Origin of the sequence: Microbacterium meiriae (assembly GCF_040686935.1) — a bacterium.
Classification (GTDB): Bacteria; Actinomycetota; Actinomycetes; order Actinomycetales; family Microbacteriaceae; genus Microbacterium; species Microbacterium meiriae.
The window spans coordinates 114,402-131,694 of record NZ_JBFBMF010000003.1 but is presented as its reverse complement, the minus strand read 5'-3'; the positions used below and the strand labels follow the sequence as shown (position 1 = coordinate 131,694).

Genomic DNA, 17,293 nt, shown 5'->3' with positions numbered 1-17,293 from the left:
GGGTAGAGGGTAAGCCCTCGGACGGGGCGCGCGGCAAATCGGCCTCGGAGGGCGACGCAGGCGTCGAAGTCAAGGCCCTGCGCACGATCCACGCGGGGGTTAGCCTCGAATCATCGACACCCGAGGAGGGCACCGCCATGACTGACCGCCACATCGACGACCGTCCCGAGGAGGGCTACACGCCTGGCACCACCCACGCCGAGCGCGGCGCGGGCAACCCGCGACTGCGCGTGCGGCGCGACGACGAGCGCACGGAGTTCGCGCTCGACATGGAGGAGGTGCGCATCGGTTCCGCCGCCGGGAATGAGCTGCGCCTCGCCGACACCGAGCCCGTGCATGCGACGGTCGTGCACGACGACCGTGACGAATACGTGGTGACCCTGCACGCCGACGGCGAGATGAACTCCAACCCCGACTCCGACGCGACCCACCCCGGCGAGCGCACCGAGACGCTGCGCACCGGATCCCGCTTCACGGTGGGCCCGTGGGAGCTGGTCTTCGCCCGCGAGGAGTTCGCCGACCACGGCCGGCCCTTCGGCGGACGCCTCGGCGGTGAGTTCTCCGACCAGCCGCTGCAGGAGGCGCGTCCGGGCTACGACGCCGACGACGAGCGGCTCTCGCAGGCCGACGTCAACGACGAGCTCTCTCAGTCGGACTCCAAGGCCGACTGATGGTGCGGGGTGCCGACGGGCTTGGACTCCGCTGACCCCCGCTGCCGGAGGTAGATCGCGAACGCGACCATCGTCCCGACTGCGAGGAACTCGGACTGCCAGTTCTGCAGCGTGCGGTCCCAGAAGTCCGAGCTGGTCACGTAGTCGACCCAGGTGATCGCGGCGACGCCGTGCATCGCGTTCTCCTCGTTCATGACGACCGTGCCGGCGAGCGACTGCGCGAACCAAGACAGCACGAACACCGCCCCCATCACGATCAGCAGCGAGTTGCCGAACACGGCGGCTCGCCATCCGCCCGCCCGGGCCCACCGCGGAGAGTCCGGGCGGGCGTGCGGGCCGACGAGCTGATCCGCATCGCTGCCCGGCCCCTCATCGCCGGGCTTCTTCGACTCCGGTGACCCCTTCTGCACGAACCAGATCGTCGCAGCGATGAAGAGGAAGAACTGCAGGAACTCCGACTGCCAGTTCTCAGCGACGTCGACGGCGAAGTCGGACGACCAGAGGAAGTCCCCGAAGCCGATCGCCCGCTGCCCGTGGTCGAGGAGCTCCTCGTTGTTGCGGAGGTAGCCCGCGAGCGCCTGGCCCGCGAGCGCGAGCGCGAACAGCGCGAGGAAGAAGAGGCTGAGGGCGTGGTCCTTGATCCGCGAGCGCATCGTCATCGCCCTCCCAGCGGCAGGCCGATCATCACGGCGAGCCCGACGCCGATGATCCCCGCCCAGATCCAGAAGACCGCCCGCATTCCCGCGGTGTCGCGCGCATCCTCTACCATGTCCGCCTCCTTCGTCGGTGTGACCACGGTCCGACGATGACGCGCAGGATGAGTGCCCTCCAGGGGCTTGACGCGGACACGGTTGTCAATCCCCTCCATCAGGGCTCCGCGGCACCCGTAGCCTGGCGGAACCGATGAGAGGAGCGCCCGATGACCGCACCGAACGAGACCCCCGACCTCGAACGCCTCGGCGAGCTCGCCCGCAGCCGAGGCCTGCGCGTGAGCGTTGCGGAGTCACTCACGTCCGGACGCCTCGCGAACACGATCGGCGCCGGCGAGGGGGCCTCCGGCTGGTTCGCCGGCGGCATCGTCGCGTACTTCACGGAGGTGAAGGAGCGGGTGCTGGGGCTGACCCCGGGGACGGACCCCACCTCCGCGGCCTGCGCCGAGCAGCTCGCCACGGGAGCGCGGGAGCTCTTCGACGCCGACATCTGCGTCTCCACCACCGGCGTGGGCGGGCCGGGTCCGGAGGGCGGTCACCCCGCGGGCACGGTCTACCTGGGCTGGGCGACCGCCGACGATGCGGGGCACCGGAGGCTGGCCCTGACCGGCGATCCGGACGAGATCCTGTCGGCGAGCGTCGACGCCGCAGTGCGACTGCTCGCCTTCCACGCCGAGGGGCTGCACCCTGCGGGGCCCCGGCGCACCGGGTCCGACTGAGGTCTCAGCGCCCCGGCACGAGGCCGACCCGCAGCGGGGCTCCCGGCGCAGTCGCCTCGGTGAGGGCGGCGTCGATGTCGAGGAGCGATCGCACCGCACCCACGGCCTCGCTGAACGGATACGCGCGCCCGCGACCCGCGAGGAACGACGCCGCCGCCGCGAGGTCGTCCGCTCCGTAGTTGTGCACCCCCGCGACCGTGATGAGTCGGCGGACGAGATCCTCCGCGTCCAGCGGGATCGGCGCCGCAGGGAAGACGCTCCCGACGAGGACGACCGTCCCGCCGACGGCGACGTCGGCGAGCGCCTCCCCCACGGCATGCCCGGAGGCTTCGATCACCACGTCCGGGTCACGGTCGAGCGTGGTGGCCCCGAAGCGCGAGGCGAAGGCCCGGCGATCGTCATCCGGGTCCCGGACCTCGACGACGGCGCCGTGCTCGGCGGCGATCGCGGCGGCACTGATCCCCACGAGACCCGCGCCGTGGATGCGCACCGCGGCGCCGTCGAGGTCGATGTCACGGGCGGCACGCGCCACCGCGGCCCACGCGGTGGCTGTCGCGCAGGCGGCCGGCGCCAGCACCGCAGCGGGCAGCGCCTCCGGCACGCGCACGATCGCGGTGCCGGCCCGCAGCTGCACGTGGCTGGCGAACGCCCCGGTCAGGTCGCCGTGGGCGCCGACGCGGTCATGGCCGTACTTGCCGAGGTCTCGGCACTTCTGCGTGAGGCCGCGCCGACAACGGTCGCAGGTGCCACAGGACACCGTCACCGACCACACCACACGGTCACCGATCCGCAGCGGCGTGCCGTCCACCGCGTCCGCACCGTCGTCGCCCATCGCGATGACGCGTCCGACGCTCTCGTGCCCGAGGACGAGCGGCGCCGGCGCGGACCGGCGCCCCTGCACGGTGTGCACGTCCGACCCGCAGATCGTGGACATCTCCACGGCGACGAGCGCGTCCTGATCGCCGAGCGCGACCCCCGGGACCGCGATCGTCTCGTGCGGGTGCCCTTCGCCGACCCAGACCATCGCGGTGGCCGCGGGGCGCAGCGCGACGTCCCTCCGGTGTCCGGGCGGGCGGATCAGCAGCGTTCCCATGACTCGACTCTCAGACGGAGGCGACGGCAGCGGGAAGGAGCTCTCGCTGGGCCAGAGCTCCCCGCAGCGCCGTGACGTCGGAGAGCACGGCGTGGGCGCCCGCTCCGCTCAGAGCCGCGCGATCGTGGGCGCCGGTGAGCACTCCCGCGACGAAACCGGCACCCGCGCGGCGGCCCGACTCGACGTCGCTCACGGTGTCGCCGGCGACGGCCACAGCCTGCACCGCGGACGCTCCCGTGCGCAGAAGGGCGGTGAGGACGAGGTCGGGCGCGGGGCGTCCGCGGCCGGCGTCGACCGGGGAGAGCGCGAGGTCGATAAGCCCTCCCCACCCCAGGCCGTCGAGGATCGCCTGTCGGGTGACCGGCGCGAACCCGGTGGTCAGTGCGACGGTGAGCCCGGCGTCCTTCAAGCCCTGGATCGCGTCCGCCGCCCCGGGGATCTCCGCGACGCCGTCTTCGGCGACGATCTCGGCGTACGCGGCCTCGAACGCCGCGGTGGCCTGCCGTGCAGCGACCGCATCGCCGGCGGCCAGGTGCAGGAAGACATCGAGCTTGGACTGTCCCATGGTCTTCCTGACATAGCCGAGGGCATCGTCCCAGGGCAGCCGTGCGGCGACGCCGGTGCGTTCGGCGGCGCGCTGGAACGCCTGCTCCACCACGCCGTCGTCCACGACGGTGGTGCCGGCCATGTCGAGGACGACGAGTTCGATGGGAGTGGTCATGGGGTTCCTTCCAGAGCAGGGGTGCCGCCGAGGGCGGCGGTGAGGTGCAGGTCGGCGAGCCCGAGGCCGCAGGTCATGCCGATGCCGGTGGTGGCGGCGAGCACGAGCGCACCGTCGTCTCCGCGGTCGACGAGGAACTCGCCGGGGGCTTTCGCGTACACGCCCTGCCACCGCTCGATGACCCGCGGTGCACCCCACTCGAACAGGGCCTCGGCCTCGCCGAGGAACGCGGTGAACGCGGCCTCGGGCTGGAACGGCGAGGGGGCGGCGGCGGTGGCATGCGAGTCACCCAGGATGAGCGTGCCGTCGGGAAGCTGCGTGTACATCTGGTTGAGGTCGAGGGCCGCGAGGTCGGGGCGCTCGGCGTGCAGACGCTCGCGCAGGACTCGGGCCTCCGGTCCATCGGCGAACCGCCCGTACCGGATGAGGGACCAGCCGGTCAGCAGGGGCGCGGTCAGCGGTCGCGGGAACGAGACCGCCGCCCGCATCATGTCGAGCGCACAGCGCATCACGCTGTGGCGTTCGGCGACCTCGGGCAGGAGCTGATCGATGTCGTGGTTGACCGCCACCACGACGGCCCCGGCGTCGATCGCACCGCGCGTGGTCTGCACCCGCCCTGCGCCGAGCGCCGTCACCCCGGTGCGGAAGCGGAACTCGACGCCCCGGGCCGTCAGATGCCGCACGATGGCCGTCGCCGTGGTCCGCGGGTCCGTCTGCAGGTCGGCCTCGATGAGGGCGCCGCCGACGAGGCCGTGCCGACGCAGCGGGGCGCGGCGGAGGAGCTCATCGGCCTCCAGCATCCGGATGCCGCCGTCCTGCGCCGCCGCGGTCATCACGGCGAGCTCGTCCTCATGCCGGGCCGCCACGAGCGTGCCCGACTCGCGGATCCAGAAGCCCGCGTCCCTGGCGAGCTGCAGCCAGAGATCGCGCGAGGCATCCGCGTATCGCCGTGCCTGCCCGCCCTGCGCGCCGATGCAGAGGTGGCCGAAGTTCCGGATCGTGGCGCCGGTCGGGGCCGCGCTGCGGTCGACCACGACGACGCGGAGCCCCCGGCGCACGGCCGCATACGCGGCCCCGAGGCCGACGATGCCTGCACCGACGACGACGACGTCGGGGTTCTGCTTCGCCCCGTTCATCGGAACACCTTCCTCATCCACATCGCGAGCCCCTCGACGGCGAGCACGGTCACGAGGATCATCAGCACGATCGCGGTCACCGTCTCGTAGCGCGAGCCCTGGCTGGCGTTCAGCAGGTAGTAGCCGACCCCGCCGCCGCCGACGATGCCGAGGATCGTGGCTGCGCGGATGTTGGTGTCGAGCATGTAGAAGCTGTGCCCGATGAGCGCGCGGGTGCCCTGCGTCAGCGTGGCCGACGTGTACGTCTGCATCCGGGTGGCGCCCACCGCCCGCAGAGCGCGCTCGGGCCCGCGGTCGACCTCCTCGAAGGAGTCGGCGATGAGCTTGCCGAGCAGTCCGATCCCGCCGATCGCGAGCGCGATGACGCCGGCCTGCGCGCCGAGACCCGTGATGACGACGAGGACGATGGCGAGGATGAGCTCGGGGATGCCGCGGATGCCCACGAGGAGCAGACGGGCGGTGCCGCGCCCTGCGGCATGCGGCGCCACGTTGCGCGCGGCGAACGATCCGAGAAGCAGCGAGGGCAGGAGGGTGAGGACGGTGGCCGCGAGCGCGATCGCGACGGTCTCCCGCATGGCCTCCAGCATCGCGACCGTGTCGTAGCTGCCGAACGACGGCGGCCAGAACCGGGCGGCGACGTCGGGCAGCTTCGCCCAGAAGGTGAACAGGTCGGACCAGGTGATCTGGCTCACGACGACGCTGCCGACCACGACGAGGACCGCGACGATCCCGGCGGCCGTGTGACGCACCCGCTGCGCGGTCCACGGACGGCGCACCGCGGTCTGCGGGCTCTCCGCCCACGCGGGGCGATCGGCGGCGGAGGCGGACGACCGCCGGCGCATGCGCGGATGCACGATCCGGTCCATCCAGGACCGCGTCTGCTTCTGCTCGCCGAGCATCGCGCCGCGCACCGTGCTCGAGACGATCTCCATCACGATGCAGAGCACGAAGATCACGAGCGCGATCCCGAGGCCCTTGCCGTAGTTCAGCGACTTGAAGGCGTAGGACATCTCGAGCCCGAGGCCGGCGACGCCCACGTAGCCGAGCACGACGCTCCCGCGCAGATTGATGTCGTTGCGGTGCAGCACTGTGGCCACCCAGCTCGGCAGCACCTGCGGGAGGATGCCCGCCGTGAACTCCTGCAGCTTCGAGCCCCCGGCAGCGCGGATCGCGAGGCGCGGCCCTTCGTCGATCTGCTCGATGGCGTCCGCGAACATCTTGGAGATCATGCCGATCGAGTGGATGCCGATGGCGAGGATGCCGGGCAGCGTGCCGAGCGAGAACATGAGCACGAACGCCATGGCCAGCACCACGTCCGGCAGCGCGCGGGTGAGGACGCCGATGAAGCGGGCGGCCGCGCGCCAGCCCGCGCCCGGGGTGGTGTTGGCGGCGGCGAGGTAGGCGATGGGCACGGAGAGCACGGCCGCGAGCAGCGTGCCGACGAGCACGAGGCCGACGGTCAGCGCGATGAGCCAGGCGAGGTCGGCCGGCGCGGGAAAGGAGAGTCCGCCGACCCGGGCGAGGAAGTTCTCCGCGTTGCCCCAGCTCTGCACCATCGCGGGGATCGAGATGCCGACGTCGCGTACCGCCAGGATGCCGAGCACGACGAGGACGAGGAGAGTGAGTCCCGCTGCGATGCGCTCCGCGGACAGCGGCCGCTTCGGCGCCCGCTCCGCGACGCTCCCGCCACCCCGGGTCGCTGAGCCGCCGCCCTGGGTCGCCGAGCCGCCGCCCTGGGTCGCTGAGCCTGTCGAAGCGCCCCGTGTCGACGCCCCCACCGCCGTCATGACGCCCCCACCGCGGTCACGGCGTCGACGAGCTCCACCTGCACGGCACGGATCTCCGCCGTCGTCGTCGCGACGCGGCCGTAGATCTCCATCACCTCGGCTTTGGAGAGTCCGTCCGTCGGGGTGTCCAGGACGACCTCGCCGTGTCGGAGACCGACGATCCGGTCGGCCCAGCTGATCGCGAGGTCGACCTGGTGGAGGCTGCACACGACGGTGAGTCCCTCGTCGGCGGCGATCTCGCGGATGAGGGCCATCACCTGCTCGCTCGACTCCGGATCGAGCGAGGCGACGGGCTCGTCGGCGAGGAGGATCGCCGGCTTCTGCATGAGCGCCCGGGCGATCGCCACCCGCTGCTGCTGACCCCCGGACAGGGTGTCGCTGCGCTGATAGGCACGGTCGAGGAGGCCGACGCGGTCGAGGTGCTCCAGCGCGGTCAGCTTCGCGGCGCGGGGGTAGCTCCACAGCCCGAGCCGCGGGCCGCGCATCCGCGACAGCGATCCGGTCAGCACGTTCTCCAGAACGGTCAGGGAGGGCACGAGCTCGAACTGCTGGAAGATGAAGCCCACGCTGCTGCGGAGCTGTCGCAGCGCCCGACCTTTCGTCGAGGGAACGGATGCGCCGAGCACCTCGACCGACCCGGAGCTGGGGAGCTCCAGGCCGTCGAGATGGCGCAGCAGCGTGGACTTGCCGGAACCGGAGAGCCCGAGCAGCACGACGATCTCTCCCCGCGCCACCTCGAGCGTGACGTCCTTCAGGGCGGTGGTGCTGCCGAAGGTCTTGGTGACGCCGGCGAGGCGGATGAGGGTGTCGGATGCCGCGGTCATGGCTTCTCCTGTCGTCAGGCGCGGGGCGTCAGCCCTGGCACTGCTCGGCTTCGGTCTCGGCGCAGATGTCGCGGATGAGGTCGTAGTAGGCGTCGTCCACCGGCTTGGTGGCGAAGAACACGCTGCGGAACGCGTCGGAGTCCGCGCTGTCGATGCCCGCCGCGATGATGTCGTCGATCGTGACCTCGCCGAGGGCGTCGACGAGCTGCTTCGCCACGTCATCCGGCAGGGACGAGGAGTAGACGAGCGGAGCACCCGGGACCATGGTCTCGGCGATGACCTTCACCTTGTCGGACTTCTCGACCTCGGAGTCCTCGGCGAAACCGGCCTCGCACTCGACGCCCTCGCCGACCTTCTGCACGCTCACATCGTGCTTGCCCGCGAACACGGGCGTGATGTCGGACTTCGGGTCCACGCCCGCCTCGATGAGGTTGTACGACGGGAAGAGGTAGCCGGAGGTGGACGAGGGGTCCACGAAGCACACCTTCTTGCCCGCGAAGTCCTCGAGGCTGGAGATGTCGCTGTCCGCCGGGACGATCGCCTGCGAGTAGTAGCCGGGCTCCTGGCCCTCCTCGGTGACGATGGACGAGATCGGGGTGAGCTTCGCGCCGTTGTTGGTCGCGGTGACGTAGGTGAATCCGGAGAACGAGGCGACGTCGACCTTCCCGGCGACGGCGGCCTCGATGAGCGCGGCGTAGTCGGTGGACTCGTGGTACTCGACGGTCTTGCCGGTGACCTCGGCGATGTAGTCCATGAGCGGCTGGTAGTTCGTCTCGGTGTCCACCGAGTCGGGGACGACGCCGAAGACGAGGGTGTTCTCGTCGACGGCGAATCCACCGGCCGACTGTGCGTCGCCGGGGGCGTCGGTGGCATCGGCCGATCCGGAGCAGGCGGCGAGGCCGAACGCGAGGATCGCAGCGCCGGCGAGGGCGGGGAGAGCGCGGAGCTTCATGAGGACCTTTCAGGGTGGGAGGAGTGATCCACGGACGACTCTCCCAGCAGCCTCGCTGAGATGTATACCTATCTCAGAAGAGTTCAGGCGGCGTTCACCCGCCATTCGCCTGGGTGAACACCCTCGCAACACACCGCCCTTCGTGACGCCGAACGAAGTAATGTACCTATGTGGCCGAAGCTGTGTACACCCAGATCGCCGACGACCTCCGTTCGCGGATCGCGGACGGCACGCTCCGCCCCGGCGATGACGTGCCCACGGAAGCCGAGCTCGCGGAGCACTGGCGCACGTCGCGCGGTCCGATCCGCAACGCGCTGGCGGCCCTTCGCGCGGAAGGCCTCATCGAGACGACCCGCGGCCGGCCGGCGCGCGTGGTGGCGCGCAAGGCGAATCAGGCCGTGGACGTCTCCGTCCCGTTCACCCGATGGGCGCGCGACCTCGGCGTCACCCCTGGCGCGCAGACGCAGGAGCTGAGTCTGCGGCGCGCGGGCGATCTCGGCCCGGCGCTGGGTGTCGGACGCGACGACACCATCGTGAGCGTGGTGCGCCTGCGGCTGCTCGACGGCCGTCCCACGATGCTGGAGCGCCTCGCGTACACCGAGGACGTCGGCCGTCGGCTGTTCGAGATCGACCTCGACGCGGTGTCGATCACCGAGTACCTCGCGTCGGTCGGGCATCCGATCGTCGCACTGCAGCACGTCATCGACGCGGTCGCCGCCGACGATCAGGACGCCGCGCTTCTCCGCGTGCCGCGAGGAACGCCCATCCTGCGGCTGACGCGCACGTCACGGGACGCCGAGGGGCGCATCTTCGAGGCATCGGAGGATCGCTACCTCAGCGAGGTGGTGCGCTTCACGGTGGCGGCGTCCGGGATATCGACGGACGGACACTACATGAGAGCAGTGGGCGGCTGAGGCCGGAGACAGATTCGCGACCGCGGGCGCGGGGGTGTAAGAAGCCAGAAAGATCGCGCCCGCGATCGCAGCGCTGGGGACGCTTTATCTGGGGAGCCTTCAGGATATGTCGGCGCCGCGAAGCCTCTGAAGTGCCGAATGTCGAGACACTCGTAGACTTTCGTCTACGGCCTCGGGGGCGGAATCACGGGCGTCGTCTCAGGATACGCGGGGCTCAGACCACCGGCAACACGGCGGACACGAGCCAGTGTCCGTCCACCTCCCCGGCGCTGAACTCGCCGCTGGCGCCCATCACGCGTTCGGCCATCCGCCCCAGGCCGGTCCGACTGGAGGAGAGCTCCCGACGCGGCGTCGTGGGGAGCGGGCTGCGCAGTGAGAGGTGCGCCTTGTCGTCGTCCACCGCGAGACGGATCTCGACGGTTCCGGGGCCGGCATACTTCAGGACGTTCGTGGCCGACTCGCGCACGATGCGCGCGAGCACGATCTCGACCGCGCGGGGAATGCGTTCGTCGCCGGGGTCGCCGTCAAGGATGACGTCGTGCCCGGCCGCTTCGAATTCGGTCCGCGCTTCCTCGACCGCGGCGACGAGGTCACCGGTCGGCATGCCCGCAGCGCGCGGGCCGTCGTCGGCGAGGTCGATCACGAAACGGAGGTCTGTCATGGCCTTGCGGGCGGCGACACGGATCGCCTCCCGGGAGCCATCGCTGGCTTCGGGGTCTTCGAGCATCTGCACGTGGAGCGACACCACGGTGAGGTGGTGCGCGATGCTGTCGTGGAGCTCGCCGGCGATCCATCGTCGCTCGGCGAGGACGGCTTCCCGTTCCTGCTCAGCCGCAGCCTCCAGCTCGTGCTCGAGGCGACGTCCGCGGTCGAAGGCCAGCCGGAGTCCGAGGCCGATGGCCCCGGCGACGGTGGCCGCGATCAGGTAGATGCCGACGTTGACCGGGACGTCCGAGTCGCCGTACGCCATGACGGACGCAGCGACGAGAAAGACTCCCGTGTAGGAGAGGACAAGAGGGGTCCACCCCAGGCGCATGACCAGCGCAGACGCCAGGGCGGCGGTGATGAGGACCTGCGATTCGGTCCCCGTGAAGAACGAGGCCACCAGAACGATGCCGATCGCACAGGTGGCGATCAGAGGCGACCAGAGGAACAGAGCGGTAGCGAGAGTCGAGGCGATGCTCACCGCGGAGGCGAGGGGATTCACGGTGGGGTCCGTGAAAAGAGTGAAGACGTCGATCGCAACCATCACGCTGATGATCGCGAGGATGACGATGCTCTCCACGCGTGTGAGGCGTTCGCCGCGTGCGAGTCGGAAAATATCAGGCACCGCCCGTTTTGACTGGTCTAAGGCCATGGTGCACTGTCTCCTATTCGCCAGCTATCCTAGCGAGTGAAACCGAAAAGCTTGCCAACCTGCTGCCAGAAAGTCATTACATTCACCTCCGTTCTAGTGCCGTTTGTCGATGTCTGTATTCATCTTCTCGGCGGCGCGCGGAGCGCACATCTGGCCTTCGTCCAGACCTCGATAGCCAAAGGTCTACATCCTCAGAGCGCCCGCTTCACGCCGTTAGGCTTCCTCCATGCAGGAAATCCGCGTCGTGATCGTCGATGACGATCCTCTGGTCCGCTCCGCGCTGTCGCACTTCGTGTCGCGCGCGCCCGAGATCACGGTCGTGGCGCAGGCGGAGGACGGCCTGGAGGCCCTCACGACGGTCGAGCGCGAGAAGCCGGACGTCGTGATGATGGACGTCCAGATGCCGGAGATGAACGGCATCGAGGCGACCGCGGCGATCGCCGAACGATGGCCGGACGTCCGCATCCTCGCCGTCACCACGCTCGACGGCAGCGACACCGTGCTGCCCATGCTGAGCGCCGGCGCCTCCGGCTACCTGCTGAAGGATTCCAGCGCGGAGGAGATCGTCACGGGTGTGCGGGAAGTGTTCGCCGGAGCGAGCTCGCTGTCGCCCCGCATCGCGTCGATGTTGATCCGCCACGTGCGCGCCTCCACGCCCGCTGCGGCGGCGGAGACCCTCGAACCGCTCACCGAGCGCGAGGAGGAGGTGCTCCAGTGCCTCGCGAAGGGCATGTCCAATGCCGAGATCGCGAAGGCGCTCATCGTCTCGGAGGGGACGGTAAAGGCCCACCTCGGCCGCATGATGTCGAAGTGGCACCTGCGCGACCGCGTGCAGATCCTCGTCACGGCCGCCCACGCCGGACTCGTCACCTTCCGCTGAGCCGCGGCCTCAGAGTGCGAGCAGCACGATCCCGACGAGGACGATCAGCGAGGCACCGATCCGCCATCCCGGCCGGGACTCGCGCAGGACGAAGGCGCCGAACAGGCTCACGAGCACGACGCTGACCTCCCGCAGCGGTGCGACGAGGGCCACGGGAGCGATCTGGATGGCGGTCAGCACGAGGATGTAGGACAGCGGCGACAGGATGCCGAAGGCCAGGATGCGGCGCCACTGCGTGCGCCCCAGCGCCACGACCGCACCCCATCGTCCACGAACCGCCACGGAGTAGAACGGCACCTGCAGCAGCGTGGTGCCGACCATGAACGCCACGGGTGACAGCTCCCACTCGCGCACCGCGTGGGCGTCCCAGATCGTGTAGACCGCGATCGCCACGCCGGTGAGGGCGCCGAACAGCAGACCGGGGTCGATGCGGCGCCCGCTCCCTGCCGGCCGGCGGTCGACGAACCCGATCGCGACGACCCCGACGATCACCGCGGCGACGCCGACGAGCGCCAGGGCCGAGGGGCGTTCCCCGAGCAGGAGCACGGCGACGATGACCGAGAGGAAAGGCCCGGTGCCCCGCGCCGTCGCGTAGACCGTCGACAGACTGCCCTCCCGATAGCCGCGCTGCAGCACGGCCATGTAGGCGACGTGCAGGACCGCGGATACCGAGACCCCGAGCGCGAACGAGGTGAGGTCGGCCGCACCGAGCCCGCCCGTGAACGGCACGGCCCCGATCCAGACGACCGTGCTGGCGACGGCACCCCACCACAGGAACGGCGAGCCGGCGCGGCTGATGCCGTGCGCGATGACGTTCCAGGAGGCGTGGGCGATCGCGGCGGCGAGGACGAGGACGAGAGCGACGGCGGACACGGCAGACCCTTCCCTCCGCCGCGGGCGCGACGAATCGGGTCCTCCGGGCTTTTGTCCTGTCAGATGACGGTCCTCCTGCGGAGGAGGACCGTGGCGCCGCTCGGACCAGACGGGCACAGACCCCGGAACCCTAGGCGCTATCGCCACCACCCTATCCCCGACCGGGAAGGCCGCGAGACGGGGTGCGTGACGGGGCGCGACTACGCTCGAAGGACACCCCGCGCAGGAAGGTCATGCCATGCCCGTCACCCCGGACGCCCTCGCCCACGCCGAGGACCTCGCCGACTTCGTCGCCGCCTCCCCGTCGAGCTATCACGCAGCCGCCGAGACGGCCCGCCGCCTGGAGGAGGCCGGCTTCACGCGGCTGCAGGAGGAGGACGCCTGGCCCGCGCAGCCAGGCGGCCGGTACCTCGTGGTCCGCGACGGCGCGACGATCGCGTGGGTGGTGCCTGAGGGGGCGACCGCCACGACGCCCGTGCAGGTGTTCGGGGCGCACACCGACTCCCCCGGCTTCAAGCTCAAGCCGCAGCCGACCACCGGAGCCCGCGGCTGGCTGCAGGCCGCCGTCGAGGTGTACGGCGGTCCGCTGCTGAACTCCTGGCTCGACCGGGAGCTGCGCCTCGCCGGCAGGCTGGCCCTCGCCGACGGCCGGGTCGTCCTCGCCGACACCGGAGCCCTGCTGCGCCTCCCCCAGCTCGCCATCCACCTCGATCGGGGGGTCAACAACGGCCTCGCGCTCGACAAGCAGACCGAGACGCAGCCGGTGTGGGGTCTCGGCGACCCGACCGAGGCCGACGTGCTGGCCGAGCTCGCGGCATCCGCCGCCGTGGACGCCGCAGAGATCCGCGGCTACGACGTCGTCGTCGCCGATGCCGCGCGGGGCGCGGTGTTCGGCAAGGACGACGCGTTCTTCGCCTCCGGCCGGCTCGACGACCTCGCCTCCGTGCACGCGGGCGTGGTGGCCCTCGCGGCCCATGAACCCGAGGCGGGAGCCCCCGTCGCGATCCTCGCCGCGTTCGACCACGAAGAGCTCGGCTCCGAGTCGCGCTCCGGCGCCGCGGGCCCCTTCCTCGAGGATGTGCTGGAGCGGCTCTACGCAGGGCTCGGGGCCGACGGCTCCGCCCGCCGCCAGGCGTACGCGTCGTCGTGGTGCCTGTCCAGCGACGTCGGGCACTCCGTGCACCCGAACTACGTCGGCCGACACGACCCCGTCGTGCAGCCCGTGCTCGGCTCCGGGCCCATCCTCAAGCTCAACGCCAACCAGCGCTACGCGACCGATGCGGTCGGCGCCGCGTCCTGGCGGAACTGGTGCGATCGGGCCGGGGTGATGACGCAGGAGTTCGTCTCGAACAACAGCGTGCCGTGCGGCTCGACCATCGGACCGATCACCGCGACACGGCTCGGCATCCGCACGGTCGACGTGGGCATCCCCATCCTCTCGATGCACTCCGCGCGCGAGCTCGCCGGGGTCTCGGACCTGCACGACCTGACCCGCGTGGCTGGGGCTTTCTTCGCCGGCTGAGCCGGGCGCCCGCCGCGGTGTCTTGATCCGCGTCACGAGCGCGCTCGCGGAGTGCCAGGATGTGAGGATGACCGACATCAGGCCGGCTCTCATCGAGCGCGCAGGCATCGAGATCATCCCCGAGTCCGAGCGGACCGCCCAGCCCCGCGACCTGTTCTGGCCGTGGTTCGCGGCGAACGTCTCGGTGTTCGGGATGTCCTACGGCTCGTTCGTGCTCGGCTTCGGCATCTCCTTCTGGCAGGCAACGGTGGTCTCGGTCGTCGGCATCGTCGTGTCGTTCCTGCTGTGCGGACTCATCGCGATCGCGGGCAAGCGAGGGTCGGCTCCGACGATGGTGCTCTCCCGGGCCGCGTTCGGCGTCCAGGGGCAGAAGGTCCCCGGGATCGTGTCCTGGCTCACGTCGATCGGCTGGGAGACCTTCCTCGCGATCATGGCGGTGCTGGCGACGGCGACGGTCATCACGCAGCTCGGCGGCGACGGGGACAGCCTCTGGCTGAAGATCCTCGCGACCGTGATCGTCGCGGCACTCATCGTCGCCGCCTCGGTGCTCGGCTACCACACGATCATGCGGCTCCAGTCGGTGCTGACCTGGATCACGGGCGTCGTGACGGTGGTGTACATCATCCTCGCGGCGCCGAGTATCGACCTCGCTGCGGTGATGGCCCGTCCCGACGGCGGCATCGGCCAGGTCGTCGGCGCGCTCGTGATGGTGATGACCGGGTTCGGCTTGGGGTGGATCAACATCGCCGCGGACTGGTCGCGCTACCAGAAGCGCACCGCGTCCGACAAGGCGATCGTCGCCTGGAACACGATCGGCGGCTCGGTGGCACCGGTCATCCTCGTCGTCTTCGGTCTGCTCCTCGCGGGATCGGACGCCGAGCTCATGGACGCGATCGCCGCGGACCCGATCGGCGCGCTGGCGAGCATCCTGCCGGTGTGGGTCCTCGTGCCGTTCCTGTTCACGGCCGTGCTCGCGCTCGTCTCCGGCGCGGTGCTCGGCATCTACTCCTCCGGCCTGACCCTGCTCAGCCTCGGCATCCGCATCCCGCGGCCGTCGGCGGCGGCGATCGACGGCGCGATCCTCACGGCGGGCACCATCTTCGTGGTGTTCTTCGCGACCGACTTCCTCGGCCCGTTCCAGAGCTTCCTCATCACCCTCGGCGTGCCGCTGGCCTCCTGGGCCGGCATCCTCATCGCCGACATCCTGCGCCGTCGCAAGGACTATGACGACGAGGCCCTCTTCGACAGCCGCGGACGCTACGGTGCCTGGGACTGGACGTCGATCGGCACCATGGTCGTCGCGAGCGTGATCGGCTGGGGTCTCGTCCTCAACGGCTTCGCGGACGCCGCGCCGTGGAACAACTGGCAGGGGTACCTCCTGTTCCTCGTCGGCGGGACGGACGGGGACTGGGCGTACGCGAACCTCGGGGTGTTCGTGGCGCTGGTGCTGTCGTTCCTCGTGACCTGGTTCGCCCGGGCGGGGAAGATCCGGCGGCAGGAGTCGTGAGCCCTTCGACAGGCTCAGGAACCCAGGAGGCGGCAGGCTCAGGGACCCAGGAGGCGGCAGGCTCAGGGACCCAGGAGGCGGCAGGCTCAGGGACCGAGAGCTGGCTCGTGGTGATCGATCCGCAGGTGATCTTCGCGTCGCCCGACTCCGCCTGGGGCTCGCCGTTCTTCTCCGAGGCGATGGCGAACATCCGTCGGCTCGCAGAGGCCTTCGGCGAGCGCGTGCTCGTGACCCGGTGGCTTCCGACGGCCGACCGCTCCACCTCCTGGGGCGAGTACTTCGCGGCGTGGCCGTTCGCCGACCGGTCCGCCGACGACCCGCTCTATGCACTGGTCCCCGAGGCGGAAGGCCTGTCTCCTCATCCGACCGTCGACCTGCCCACGTTCGGCAAATGGGACCCGGAGCTCGAGGCGATCGTCGGGCACGGTGGCCGTATCGTGCTGGCGGGGGTGTCGACGGACTGCTGCGTCGTGTCCACCGCTCTCGCCGCCGCCGATGCCGGAGCACGGGTGACGCTCACCGCCGACGCCTGCGCCGGCTCCACGGCCGAGAACCACGCCGCCGCCGTGCAGGTCATGAGCCTGTATCCCCCGCAGATCACCGTGACCGACACCGCCACTCTCCTCTCCCCCTGACCCTCTCCCCTCCCCCTCCCCGCCCGTGCGGGACGGAAATCGCACCTCCGCACACCGTTCCCCGCCCGTTTTCGACCCCGCACGCCGGCGAGCCCTCCCAGCGGGACGGATTCCACTCCTCGCGAGGGTTCATCGGGCACGGTTTCGATCCCGCGCGGAGTGTCCGTCGCGGGACGGAAAACGCACCTCGGCAGCAGCGGGGAGGAGCGTTCTTGAGCTCGGCAGGGGCAGCGGGTCAGGCGCGGGCGCGGACCGCGGCGGCGATGTCGGCGGGAGTTCCGCGCCAGGGAGCACCATGACCGGGAAGGACCCACGCGGCGTCAAGTGCCGCGAGGCGGTCGAGCGAAGCCAGGGCTTCCGTGGGCTCGTCGGTGAACGGGGCGGGTTGCGCACCCTCCTCCCCCGTGAGCACATGCCGCGTGGTCAGGGCATCGCCGACGAATACCGCGCCGACCGCCGGGACATGCACCGCGATGCTCCCCGGCGAGTGCCCCGGAAGCCCCACGACGACCGGAGCCCCGGGGAGGTCGAGCACATCACCGTCGGCGACCTCGGAGACCTCGGTGACGTGGCGCGTGCGGAGGGCGCTCTTGCGGAGGCCGTAGGCGAGGAAGCCGAGCATCGGACCGGGCCGTGCAGGGCCCATCGGGGTCTTCGGCTTCTCCCCTGTACGCACGCGGTGAGCATCGGCGCCGTGGATGTAGACCGGAACGCCGGCCTCGCGGCGCAGCCGTTCCGCGAAACCGATGTGGTCGCTGTCGCCGTGGGTCAGCACGAGTCCGCGGATGTCGGACAGCGGTCGGCCGATCACGGCGAGCTCTCGCTGAAGGTCGTTCCAGTGCCCGGGCAACCCGGCGTCGACGAGGGTGATGCCCTCGGGCAGATCGATGAGATACGAGGCGACGATGTCGTTGCCGAGGCGGTGGAGGTGGGGGGCGAGCTTCATGATGATCCTCTCGGGCGGTTGCGATGGCTACGTTACGTAGCTATCA

Annotated in this window: 17 protein-coding genes; 7 read left to right on the top strand and 10 right to left on the bottom strand. The window is 70.7% G+C overall.

Annotation, left to right across the window (positions count from 1 at the left end; all coding sequences use genetic code 11):
* Positions 1-137: 137 nt before the first annotated feature.
* Positions 138-671 (top strand): FHA domain-containing protein, encoded by a 534-nt coding sequence (locus AB0P08_RS10550; protein WP_363589838.1) that lies wholly within the window; start codon positions 138-140, stop codon positions 669-671.
* Here AB0P08_RS10550 and AB0P08_RS10545 read toward each other — a convergent pair.
* Entirely contained in the window at positions 647-1,324 is a 678-nt protein-coding gene (locus tag AB0P08_RS10545) for a DUF6766 family protein (protein WP_363590147.1), read from the bottom strand. The two genes, AB0P08_RS10550 and AB0P08_RS10545, sit on opposite strands and share 25 nt — an antisense overlap.
* Before the next feature lie 266 nt (positions 1,325-1,590).
* On the opposite strand from AB0P08_RS10545, the gene AB0P08_RS10540 reads away from it, so the two are divergent.
* Positions 1,591-2,100: a CinA family protein gene (locus AB0P08_RS10540; protein WP_363589837.1), complete on the top strand. Its 510-nt coding sequence runs from the start codon at positions 1,591-1,593 to the stop codon at positions 2,098-2,100.
* Between the two features lie 4 nt (positions 2,101-2,104).
* On the opposite strand, the gene AB0P08_RS10535 is transcribed toward AB0P08_RS10540, so the two are convergent.
* Genes AB0P08_RS10535 through AB0P08_RS10510 form a run of 6 tightly spaced genes read right to left on the bottom strand, consistent with a single transcriptional unit; the run spans position 2,105 to position 8,613 of the window.
* Entirely contained in the window at positions 2,105-3,193 is a 1,089-nt protein-coding gene (locus AB0P08_RS10535) for an alcohol dehydrogenase catalytic domain-containing protein (RefSeq protein ID WP_363589836.1), read from the bottom strand.
* Positions 3,194-3,203: 10 nt separating this feature from the next.
* Entirely contained in the window at positions 3,204-3,914 is a 711-nt protein-coding gene (locus tag AB0P08_RS10530) for an HAD family hydrolase (RefSeq protein WP_363589835.1), read from the bottom strand.
* Complete coding sequence (locus tag AB0P08_RS10525; protein ID WP_363589834.1) at positions 3,911-5,050, bottom strand: TIGR03364 family FAD-dependent oxidoreductase; 1,140 nt, start codon at positions 5,048-5,050, stop codon at positions 3,911-3,913. Before AB0P08_RS10525 ends, AB0P08_RS10530 begins: the two co-directional genes overlap by 4 nt.
* Positions 5,047-6,837 (bottom strand): phosphonate ABC transporter, permease protein PhnE, encoded by a 1,791-nt coding sequence (phnE, locus tag AB0P08_RS10520; RefSeq protein WP_363589833.1) that lies wholly within the window; start codon positions 6,835-6,837, stop codon positions 5,047-5,049. Before phnE ends, AB0P08_RS10525 begins: the two co-directional genes overlap by 4 nt.
* Complete coding sequence (gene phnC / locus AB0P08_RS10515; RefSeq protein ID WP_363589832.1) at positions 6,834-7,661, bottom strand: phosphonate ABC transporter ATP-binding protein; 828 nt, start codon at positions 7,659-7,661, stop codon at positions 6,834-6,836. Before phnC ends, phnE begins: the two co-directional genes overlap by 4 nt.
* 28 nt (positions 7,662-7,689) lie before the next feature.
* Positions 7,690-8,613, bottom strand: coding sequence for a phosphate/phosphite/phosphonate ABC transporter substrate-binding protein (locus AB0P08_RS10510; RefSeq protein ID WP_187662337.1), 924 nt, complete (start codon positions 8,611-8,613; stop codon positions 7,690-7,692).
* Positions 8,614-8,783: 170 nt separating this feature from the next.
* Here AB0P08_RS10510 and AB0P08_RS10505 point away from each other — a divergent pair, with 170 nt between their 5' ends.
* Positions 8,784-9,527, top strand: a complete 744-nt coding sequence (locus AB0P08_RS10505) for a GntR family transcriptional regulator (protein WP_232089093.1) — start codon at positions 8,784-8,786, stop codon at positions 9,525-9,527.
* A gap of 214 nt (positions 9,528-9,741) precedes the next feature.
* On the opposite strand, the gene AB0P08_RS10500 is transcribed toward AB0P08_RS10505, so the two are convergent.
* On the bottom strand, positions 9,742-10,812 hold the full coding sequence (locus tag AB0P08_RS10500; protein ID WP_363589831.1) for a sensor histidine kinase: 1,071 nt from the start codon (positions 10,810-10,812) through the stop codon (positions 9,742-9,744).
* Between the two features lie 298 nt (positions 10,813-11,110).
* Between AB0P08_RS10500 and AB0P08_RS10495 the strand changes: the two genes are divergently transcribed.
* The gene (locus AB0P08_RS10495; RefSeq protein WP_268776631.1) at positions 11,111-11,764 is read left to right on the top strand and encodes a response regulator; all 654 of its coding nucleotides are present in this window, start codon (positions 11,111-11,113) and stop codon (positions 11,762-11,764) included.
* Positions 11,765-11,773: 9 nt separating this feature from the next.
* Here the strand turns inward: AB0P08_RS10495 and AB0P08_RS10490 are convergent, their stop codons facing one another.
* Positions 11,774-12,637: an EamA family transporter gene (locus AB0P08_RS10490; protein WP_363589830.1), complete on the bottom strand. Its 864-nt coding sequence runs from the start codon at positions 12,635-12,637 to the stop codon at positions 11,774-11,776.
* Between the two features lie 238 nt (positions 12,638-12,875).
* On the opposite strand from AB0P08_RS10490, the gene AB0P08_RS10485 reads away from it, so the two are divergent.
* The 3 genes from AB0P08_RS10485 to AB0P08_RS10475 all read left to right on the top strand — a co-directional run bounded on the left by AB0P08_RS10485 (position 12,876) and on the right by AB0P08_RS10475 (position 16,301).
* Positions 12,876-14,159, top strand: coding sequence for a M18 family aminopeptidase (locus tag AB0P08_RS10485; RefSeq protein ID WP_363589829.1), 1,284 nt, complete (start codon positions 12,876-12,878; stop codon positions 14,157-14,159).
* Positions 14,160-14,226: 67 nt separating this feature from the next.
* Positions 14,227-15,666, top strand: a complete 1,440-nt coding sequence (locus AB0P08_RS10480) for a purine-cytosine permease family protein (RefSeq protein ID WP_363589828.1) — start codon at positions 14,227-14,229, stop codon at positions 15,664-15,666.
* Between the two features lie 107 nt (positions 15,667-15,773).
* Positions 15,774-16,301 carry a cysteine hydrolase family protein gene (locus AB0P08_RS10475; protein ID WP_363590146.1) on the top strand — a complete coding sequence of 176 codons (528 nt, stop codon included), beginning with the start codon at positions 15,774-15,776 and terminating at the stop codon, positions 16,299-16,301.
* Positions 16,302-16,536: 235 nt separating this feature from the next.
* Here AB0P08_RS10475 and AB0P08_RS10470 read toward each other — a convergent pair whose 3' ends face one another.
* Complete coding sequence (locus AB0P08_RS10470) at positions 16,537-17,247, bottom strand: MBL fold metallo-hydrolase (RefSeq protein ID WP_363589827.1); 711 nt, start codon at positions 17,245-17,247, stop codon at positions 16,537-16,539.
* Positions 17,248-17,293: the final 46 nt, after the last annotated feature.

What these genes read in the sequence shown, in the direction of transcription:
- AB0P08_RS10540 (WP_363589837.1), top strand. Translation starts at nt 1,591, where the DNA reads ATGACCGCACCGAACGAGACCCCCGACCTCGAACGCCTCGGCGAGCTC.
- AB0P08_RS10545 (WP_363590147.1), bottom strand. Translation starts at nt 1,324, where the DNA reads ATGCGCTCGCGGATCAAGGACCACGCCCTCAGCCTCTTCTTCCTCGCG.
- AB0P08_RS10485 (WP_363589829.1), top strand. Translation starts at nt 12,876, where the DNA reads ATGCCCGTCACCCCGGACGCCCTCGCCCACGCCGAGGACCTCGCCGAC.
- AB0P08_RS10535 (WP_363589836.1), bottom strand. Translation starts at nt 3,193, where the DNA reads ATGGGAACGCTGCTGATCCGCCCGCCCGGACACCGGAGGGACGTCGCG.
- AB0P08_RS10510 (WP_187662337.1), bottom strand. Translation starts at nt 8,613, where the DNA reads ATGAAGCTCCGCGCTCTCCCCGCCCTCGCCGGCGCTGCGATCCTCGCG.
- AB0P08_RS10530 (WP_363589835.1), bottom strand. Translation starts at nt 3,914, where the DNA reads ATGACCACTCCCATCGAACTCGTCGTCCTCGACATGGCCGGCACCACC.
- AB0P08_RS10470 (WP_363589827.1), bottom strand. Translation starts at nt 17,247, where the DNA reads ATGAAGCTCGCCCCCCACCTCCACCGCCTCGGCAACGACATCGTCGCC.
- phnE (WP_363589833.1), bottom strand. Translation starts at nt 6,837, where the DNA reads ATGACGGCGGTGGGGGCGTCGACACGGGGCGCTTCGACAGGCTCAGCG.
- AB0P08_RS10495 (WP_268776631.1), top strand. Translation starts at nt 11,111, where the DNA reads ATGCAGGAAATCCGCGTCGTGATCGTCGATGACGATCCTCTGGTCCGC.
- AB0P08_RS10550 (WP_363589838.1), top strand. Translation starts at nt 138, where the DNA reads ATGACTGACCGCCACATCGACGACCGTCCCGAGGAGGGCTACACGCCT.
- phnC (WP_363589832.1), bottom strand. Translation starts at nt 7,661, where the DNA reads ATGACCGCGGCATCCGACACCCTCATCCGCCTCGCCGGCGTCACCAAG.
- AB0P08_RS10525 (WP_363589834.1), bottom strand. Translation starts at nt 5,050, where the DNA reads ATGAACGGGGCGAAGCAGAACCCCGACGTCGTCGTCGTCGGTGCAGGC.
- AB0P08_RS10480 (WP_363589828.1), top strand. Translation starts at nt 14,227, where the DNA reads ATGACCGACATCAGGCCGGCTCTCATCGAGCGCGCAGGCATCGAGATC.